The 7,244-nt window shown below is 55.4% G+C and carries 6 protein-coding genes; 1 reads left to right on the top strand and 5 read right to left on the bottom strand.

What is annotated here, in order from left to right:
- Positions 1–280 precede the first annotated feature (280 nt).
- From nadR to serB, 3 genes are all read right to left on the bottom strand, one after another.
- Positions 281–1,531, bottom strand: coding sequence for a multifunctional transcriptional regulator/nicotinamide-nucleotide adenylyltransferase/ribosylnicotinamide kinase NadR (nadR, locus tag ACLQ7H_RS00030; RefSeq protein ID WP_411750904.1), 1,251 nt, complete (start codon positions 1,529–1,531; stop codon positions 281–283).
- 174 nt (positions 1,532–1,705) lie between these two features.
- Positions 1,706–3,091, bottom strand: coding sequence for a DNA repair protein RadA (gene radA / locus ACLQ7H_RS00025; RefSeq protein ID WP_411750903.1), 1,386 nt, complete (start codon positions 3,089–3,091; stop codon positions 1,706–1,708).
- Positions 3,092–3,094: 3 nt separating this feature from the next.
- Positions 3,095–4,072, bottom strand: coding sequence for a phosphoserine phosphatase (gene serB, locus ACLQ7H_RS00020; protein ID WP_411750902.1), 978 nt, complete (start codon positions 4,070–4,072; stop codon positions 3,095–3,097).
- Between the two features lie 149 nt (positions 4,073–4,221).
- On the opposite strand from serB, the gene ACLQ7H_RS00015 reads away from it, so the two are divergent.
- Positions 4,222–4,908 (top strand): YtjB family periplasmic protein, encoded by a 687-nt coding sequence (locus ACLQ7H_RS00015; RefSeq protein ID WP_411750901.1) that lies wholly within the window; start codon positions 4,222–4,224, stop codon positions 4,906–4,908.
- Here ACLQ7H_RS00015 and yjjJ read toward each other — a convergent pair.
- Both yjjJ and deoD read right to left on the bottom strand, forming a co-directional pair.
- Entirely contained in the window at positions 4,905–6,248 is a 1,344-nt protein-coding gene (gene yjjJ / locus ACLQ7H_RS00010; protein WP_411750900.1) for a type II toxin-antitoxin system HipA family toxin YjjJ, read from the bottom strand. The genes ACLQ7H_RS00015 and yjjJ overlap by 4 nt on opposite strands.
- 135 nt (positions 6,249–6,383) lie before the next feature.
- Positions 6,384–7,115: a purine-nucleoside phosphorylase gene (gene deoD / locus ACLQ7H_RS00005; RefSeq protein ID WP_411750899.1), complete on the bottom strand. Its 732-nt coding sequence runs from the start codon at positions 7,113–7,115 to the stop codon at positions 6,384–6,386.
- Positions 7,116–7,244: the final 129 nt, after the last annotated feature.

Here is a 7,244-nt window from a genome sequence, read left to right as displayed (position 1 = left end):
AAAGTGGGGATGATCGACCTGAGAAATAGGTCGATCATCATGGGTAAAGGATGTTAAAAAGTGTTCACCATGTCCTTGAACACCTGTCTACCATGTCCCCGGTCTGTACACTCCCACAGGGAGAGGGAGCTGATAGCCCCTGTTCTTTTGGAAGTAAAGAGGTCATATCAGCAAACTCGATCGTCCCCTTATCCAAGGTGAGTCACGACAATTTCAAACACACTCGATCGGTCCCCTCTCCCTGTGGGAGAGGGCTAGGGTGAGGGGGCATTAAACCGAGCTAGAATTTCACCAACCGGCTGGCATCCGCCGCCAGCATTTGCTGCACCAGCTCGACACAGCGCAAGAAGCGCTCCTCGTAATCGCTCGACTCTACGTGCACATATTCGATGTTATTGGCATGCAACATCTCTTCCAATAAATACTGAAACGCCTTGCGATCGACAGGGCTACCCAAGCTACGCAGGCCGTCAGCCACCCAAGGGGTATTGTTTTCCAGCAGGATCACCAGATCGAAACGATATTCATCGATCAACGCCTGAACGAACGGATGCTCCCGCCCTTCATACTTTTTACAGAACGCTTGCGTGGTGACAAAGTCGGTGTCGATAAACGCCACTTTATTGGCATATTTCACCGCAAAATCCACGTACTGGGCCTGCCCAAGCGCGATTTTGTCATAATCGGAATACTGCAACGCCATCTCGTCACCCCCGAGGTGGGAAAAGACGTAGTCACGGCCATATTCCCAGGCGCTGGTGGTGTTGAAGATGTTCGCCAGCTTGTTGACCAGCGTTGACTTACCGCTGGACTCACCGCCGAGGATCGCCACCGTGCGTACAAAGAACGGCTTCACTTCGGTGGGGATGTAGTCCCAATAACGGAAAGGATCCTGCCGGATCTGGCTGCCGCTGATATTCATAAAGGAGCGTTCCGGATCCACCAGGATGGTTTCAATCCCCAGATGTTCGCGGTAACGGGGAGCATCAAGCTCTTCACTGGAATAGATAAAGCTCGGGACGATGCCCTTTTGCTCCATAAAGCTCTTCATGCCGTTGCTCCACACGTCCCAGCCGTGCGGGTAAGGCTCGATGCCCTTTTCGTCGAAAGAGTGAATATGGATATTTTTCTGGTATTTAAAAGTCTGCAGCAGCCAGCGCAGACGATCGCTGACCGTCGGCTGCTGTGACATTGAGCTGTTCTCGAACAGCAACAGATCGCGCGGTTCATCGTGGCACAGGATCACATGCAGCTCGTCGACCTGGCTACAGGCGCGCTGGATCAGATAGATATGGCCGGTATGCAGCGGGTAAAATTTACCAAACACCACGCCGACTTTCTTCTCACGGCGTGGGAATTCAAGCCCCAGGAAACGGTGCAGGGCTTCCAGCTTCTGCGCGCTCGGGCTTTTGATTTTGTCGTTCAACAGCTGGCTGAGGTAGCCTTTGGTCATGCTACTGGCATCAGCTACCTGCTGTAAGGTACATCCCTGTTGCTTAATCGCTGCTTTAAGATAATCGAACTGCCGCATAACCCCTCCCGTTTATATACCCTTCATCTTTCAAGCCACAGCGTTGTTACCTGCACGCCCTGACCCCAGTCACTTAGTAAACTAAGCTCCTGGGGATCAGGGCGCTTGTCGCCTAGCTGTGACATGAAAGCTATTGGGTATAATATACTAAACAAGACAATGTTATCGGCTCACTTAAAGCTCGTCTAAAACACTTAGCGCATCCGCCAGCTTCTTGACGCCGAACACCTGCATATTGGCCGGTGGCTTCTTCGGCACGTTGGCATATGGCACGATCGCCCGCTTGAAGCCGTGTTTGGCCGCTTCTGAAATACGCTCCTGGCCGCTAGGCACCGGGCGGATCTCCCCTGCCAGCCCCACTTCGCCAAACACCACCAGATCGTTGGGCAATGGGCGGTCGCGCAGGCTGGAGACCAACGCCAGCAGCAACGCCAAATCGGCACTGGTTTCGCTAACCTTGACGCCGCCCACTACGTTGACAAAAACGTCTTGGTCGGACATCTGCAAGCCACCATGACGATGCAGCACCGCCAATAGGATTGCCAAACGGTTCTGCTCCAGGCCCACAGCAACGCGGCGTGGGTTAGACATCATTGAGTGATCTACCAGCGCCTGGATCTCAACCAGCAGCGGCCTGGTGCCTTCCCAGACCACCATCACCGAACTGCCGGAGGTCACTTCATCACCCCGGCTGAGGAAGATGGCGGAAGGGTTACTCACCTCACGCAGCCCCTGCTCGGTCATGGCGAACACCCCCAGCTCGTTGACCGCACCAAAGCGGTTTTTGTGGCTGCGCAGCGTACGGAAACGGGAATCAGCATCGCCATCCAGCAACACGGAACAGTCGATACAGTGTTCGAGGACTTTCGGCCCGGCCAGCGAGCCATCTTTGGTCACGTGGCCAACCATCACGATCGCCACGCCACGCGTTTTGGCAAAGCGGGTGAGATAGGCCGCCGTTTCGCGCACCTGCGCCACGCTACCCGGCGATGACTGGATATCCGCCATATGCATCACCTGGATCGAGTCGATCACCATCAGCCGCGGTTGCTCCTGCTCGGCGATCAGGCAGATCTGCTCAATGCTGGTTTCAGACAGCATGTTCAGGCCACCGGTGGGCAATCCAAGACGATGAGCACGCATCGCGACCTGTTGCAGCGACTCTTCACCGGTGACGTACAAGGTTTTCATCTGTTCAGCCAGCTTGCACAGCACCTGCAACAGCAGAGTACTTTTCCCCGCGCCGGGGTTGCCGCCGATCAGGATCGCACTGCCCGGCACCACGCCGCCGCCCAGCACGCGGTCAAATTCCAGAAAACCGGTAGAGAAACGCGGCAGCTCTTGCAGACTGATGTCCGAAAGCTTCTGCACCTTGCTGATACCGGCATCGCCTGCATAGCCGCTTAAACGCTCGCTACGGGCAGCAGAAGAGGAGGACGCAGCCAGGCGCACTTCTGTAATGGTGTTCCAGGCCTGACACGCGCTGCATTGCCCCTGCCAGCGCGGATAATCAGCGCCGCATTCATTACAGACAAACGCCCGTTTTACTGCTTTTGCCACAACTTACCTCACATCGTGTTTCAAACTGCCGCAGAGCACACAAAGCACTCCCAGCAGATCGGCATGGCGGATCGAGACCTGCGCCTTCTCATAGACCTTAGGCTTCGCATGATAGGCAATGCCCAACCCGGCCACCTGCATCATTTTCAAATCGTTGGCACCGTCGCCGATCGCTACGGTTTGCTGCAGTGGGATCCCCAGCTTCTCTGCCAACGCCACCAAGGTATCGGCCTTGAATTGCGCATCCACGATCGGCCCCAGTACTTCGCCGGTTAGCTTACCGTCGCGGATCTCCAGCTCATTGGCAGCCACGGCCACTAACTTGAGCTTGTCACGCAGGTACTCGGCATAATAGGTAAAGCCGCCGGAGGCAATGGCGACGTGCCAGTCCAGCGCCTGCAGCTTGCGCACCAGGCTGGTCAACCCAGGCATCAGCGGTAAATCGTCACGCACTTGCTTGAGGATATTGGCGTCGGCCCCTTTCAGCGTACCTACACGTTGGCGCAGGCTGGCGGTGAAATCGAGTTCGCCACGCATCGCGCGTTCGGTCACTTCACTGACCTGCTCGCCGACCCCGGCCAACTTGGCGATTTCATCGATGCACTCAATCTGGATGGCCGTCGAGTCCATATCCATCACCAACAGGCCCGACTTGCGCAGGTTAGGGATTTTGCCCAGTGGGGCAACGTCTAGCCCGTTTTCGTTCGCCAACAGTTTGGCACGCGCAGACAGCGTCCCCGCCAGGCGCACCACCTGATAATCTTCCACCGCCCAGGCCGTCACGATCACCATCGCGGCGCCCAGCTTGCGCTGGAACTGAGTAATACGCTCTTTATCCAGTTCTCTGCCATATAGTAGCCACCCGGTGTGGCCCGCCCGATAATCCAGCGGCATAACTTCGTCACCGCTCAACGAAAGGGGCAACCCCGGCCATTGAGAGATCTCAGCGGGGAGATCGCAATAGGTCAGACTATTTGGCATCCTTAACTCCTGAATAACACTGCATGATAAAACGACGCATCAAGCTATCCTATCGCCATTGCTTCTGGCAACATATTACCCTATGAATCTCAAGTTACTGCCAGGCGGTTAACTCGTGACTCCCGGATGACCGCCCTAAAGGAAGCCTTATGGCTAAAGCTAAACTGAAATTCCGCCTGCATCGCACCGCTATTATCCTGATTTGCCTGGCGTTGCTGGTGCTGTTGATGCAAGGTGCCTCCTATTTTAGCCTGAGCCACCAAATGGCGCGATCGGAACAGGTCGAAGAATTGGCGCAAACCTTGACCAGGCAGGTGGCTTTTAGCCTGACTCCGCTGATGGATGGCGACAGCGACATAGACAATCAGCAGGTTGAGCGCATTCTCACACAGCTGACCGATCACAGCCGCATTCTGGACGCCAGCGTCTACCAATTGGACGGCACCCTGATCGCCCATTCCGGCGAGCAGATTAGCGTGCGCGATCGCCTGGCGCTGGATGGCAAACGCGCGGGCAGCTACTTCAACCATCAGATCGTCGAGACAATCCAGGGCAAAGATGGCCCGCTGGGCTTTATCCGTGTAACGCTGGATACCCACGTACTGGCCACCGAATCCAAGCAGGTGGATAACACCACCAACCTGCTACGCCTGATGATCCTGCTGGCGCTGGCCATCGGCATTATTCTGGCCCGTACCCTGTTGCAAGGCCGCCGCAGCCGCTGGCAGCAGTCTCCGTACCTGCTAACCGCCAACACACCGCTGGCAGAAGGTAACACGGTCGACGATGGTGATGACGAGAAGCCGGCAGAGCAGGAAGAGACGAAGAAAGATTAAGCTAAGCGCTGAATACGATCGTTCAGCGCCTGAAGCTGTACCAGCATTTGAGCAGCAATGGCCCGGAACGATGCGCTGATCTGCGGATGTTGTGCCGTACGCTGCCAGAATTCAAGCGCCATCAACTCGGCCTGCCGCCAAAGGGGGCCGTTGACCTCATTGCCCAATCTGATTTCCACCGCTGTTTCTCGCATATTACCGCTATTGGCAGGGGCAAACGCCATCGGCAACATGTCATACAGCGGAGCCAATACCACCGGCCACTGCTCCATACGCAGGAACGATAGATTCCCCTGGTGCATATCGCTATTGGCGATCAACCTGCCAAATGCCCAATACAGACCGATTGTTTTCCAGGTTTGATGATCGATGATCCCCTGCTGCAATAGCTTTTCCGCTGCAATAGCCCAATTAGCACCACCGCTGCCGCTAAATTCGGCATCTAGCGCCTCCAGTGAGACCAGAGCGACTCGGCCATATGCTCCAATACGATCAAACCGCTCAATCTCTAAAAAACACTGTCGGTTATCGGCTAACAGCACCTTTGCCGATGCAGAAGATAACCCAGCCTCTGCGACCACTTGCAGCGCTAATGACTCGGCGATCAGTAAATCGCTCCAACGTTGCGCAATGGGGTTGTCCGGTACAGCACTGAACTTCACCAGCACATGACGACGACGGCCACCCGCCAGTTCGGCATAGGCAGTAAACTTGGGCTGTTCGCCACCGGCAGAAGAACCAATCAGTTCACCCGCTAATGCGCGTGCAGACAGCTTAGCGTAATGCTTGGTTTTGTCCGCCATCGGTACCGGGATTTCAGCTGCGCGCGTTAACCAACGCTGATAACTCTCTGCGCCCGGCAATAGATCGCCACTCATATCCTCACCATAATGACAAAGCGCTACCAGGCGCTGTTCTTCATTCCATTGCAGCACGTCTTCCGGCAACTTGAGCCGCCGTGCAACGGCTTTCCCCCAGGCGCGGCCAAGAAAACCTACTGGGCGCAGATCGTTCAGATACCAAGGCAAACCATCGTACAACTGCCACTCACCGCTTTGTTCATCGAACACCGCGCAGTTGTCTGCCGGGTATAGGCAATAGAGCGTGGCAAACAGATGCGCCTTACCCAGCTTATCGATTTGATACAGTGGGAAATGCGACTCACCACCCACCTCCCGCCTGAGCGCATAACGCGTGGATCTGCCTTTGTCGATGACCAGTACCGACCCCGCCAAATCGCGGATACGGCGCGACAGCGTGGGTTGACTGATCCCCAATGCAGCAGTCAGTTCCCGGGAAGAGGCGGGTCCATTACGCAGAATTTTTTCTACTGTGCTCATCGCTGAATAGATTAGTGAATAGATAGATGAATAGAGTAATAGCGCTAATTAGCGGAAAGGTAAAGGATTAGCTAGCAAGGTTGGCGAAGGGTGAATAGATAAAATGGGGCGCAGCGTGCTGCGCCCGCGAGGTCATTACGCTTTGTCGCCCAGCAGGACAGATTCCAGCGCGATAACGATCATCTCGTTAAAGGTGGTCTGACGCTCGGCAGCAGTGGTCTGCTCGTGACGCAGGATATGATCGGATACGGTGCAGATGGTCAGCGCCTTGCAACCGAACTCTTCATACAGCTCTGCGGCCACGCCGTAGATGCCCGCCGCTTCCATCTCCACGCCCAGGATGCCGTACTTCTTCATCACCTGGAACATATCCGGATCTGGCGTGTAGAACAGATCGGCGGAGAAGATGTTACCTACGCGTGCCGGGATGCCCTGTGCAGCCGCAGCGTCTACCGCATTACGCACCATGTCAAAATCCGCAATGGCCGCATAGTCGTGGCCTTTGAAACGCATGCGGTTAACCTGGGAATCGGTACAAGCTCCCATGCCAATCACCACATCACGCAGTTTGACGTCGTCACGTACCGCGCCACAAGAACCGACACGGATGATTTTCTTCACGCCAAACTCGGCAATCAGTTCACGCGCATAGATAGAGCAGGATGGGATGCCCATGCCGTGGCCCATTACCGAGATTTTACGGCCTTTATAGGTACCGGTGAAACCCAGCATGCCACGCACGTTGTTAACTTCTACCGCACCTTCCAGGAAGGTTTCTGCGATGTATTTAGCACGCAGCGGATCCCCCGGCATCAGCACTACGTCAGCGAAATCACCCATCTCAGCATTAATATGTGGCGTTGCCATAATCACTTCCCTCAATTCATTGAAAAAAAGACGCTGGCGTGAAGGCCAGCGTCATTAAAAGCGGTATTAAAGCATGGATTTGCCGTAATCCATCGGCGACACGCCAAAATAGCTGGCGACGGTCTGGCC

Origin of the sequence: Serratia sp. (in: enterobacteria), assembly GCF_046715635.1 — a bacterium.
Classification (GTDB): Bacteria; Pseudomonadota; Gammaproteobacteria; order Enterobacterales; family Enterobacteriaceae; genus Chania.
This window is presented reverse-complemented; position numbering and strand designations above follow the sequence as displayed.

Excerpts from the sequence above, each read along its gene's own strand:
- serB (WP_411750902.1), bottom strand. The coding sequence starts at position 4,072 with ATGCCAAATAGTCTGACCTATTGCGATCTCCCCGCTGAGATCTCTCAA.
- yjjJ (WP_411750900.1), bottom strand. The coding sequence starts at position 6,248 with ATGAGCACAGTAGAAAAAATTCTGCGTAATGGACCCGCCTCTTCCCGG.
- ACLQ7H_RS00015 (WP_411750901.1), top strand. The coding sequence starts at position 4,222 with ATGGCTAAAGCTAAACTGAAATTCCGCCTGCATCGCACCGCTATTATC.
- nadR (WP_411750904.1), bottom strand. The coding sequence starts at position 1,531 with ATGCGGCAGTTCGATTATCTTAAAGCAGCGATTAAGCAACAGGGATGT.
- deoD (WP_411750899.1), bottom strand. The coding sequence starts at position 7,115 with ATGGCAACGCCACATATTAATGCTGAGATGGGTGATTTCGCTGACGTA.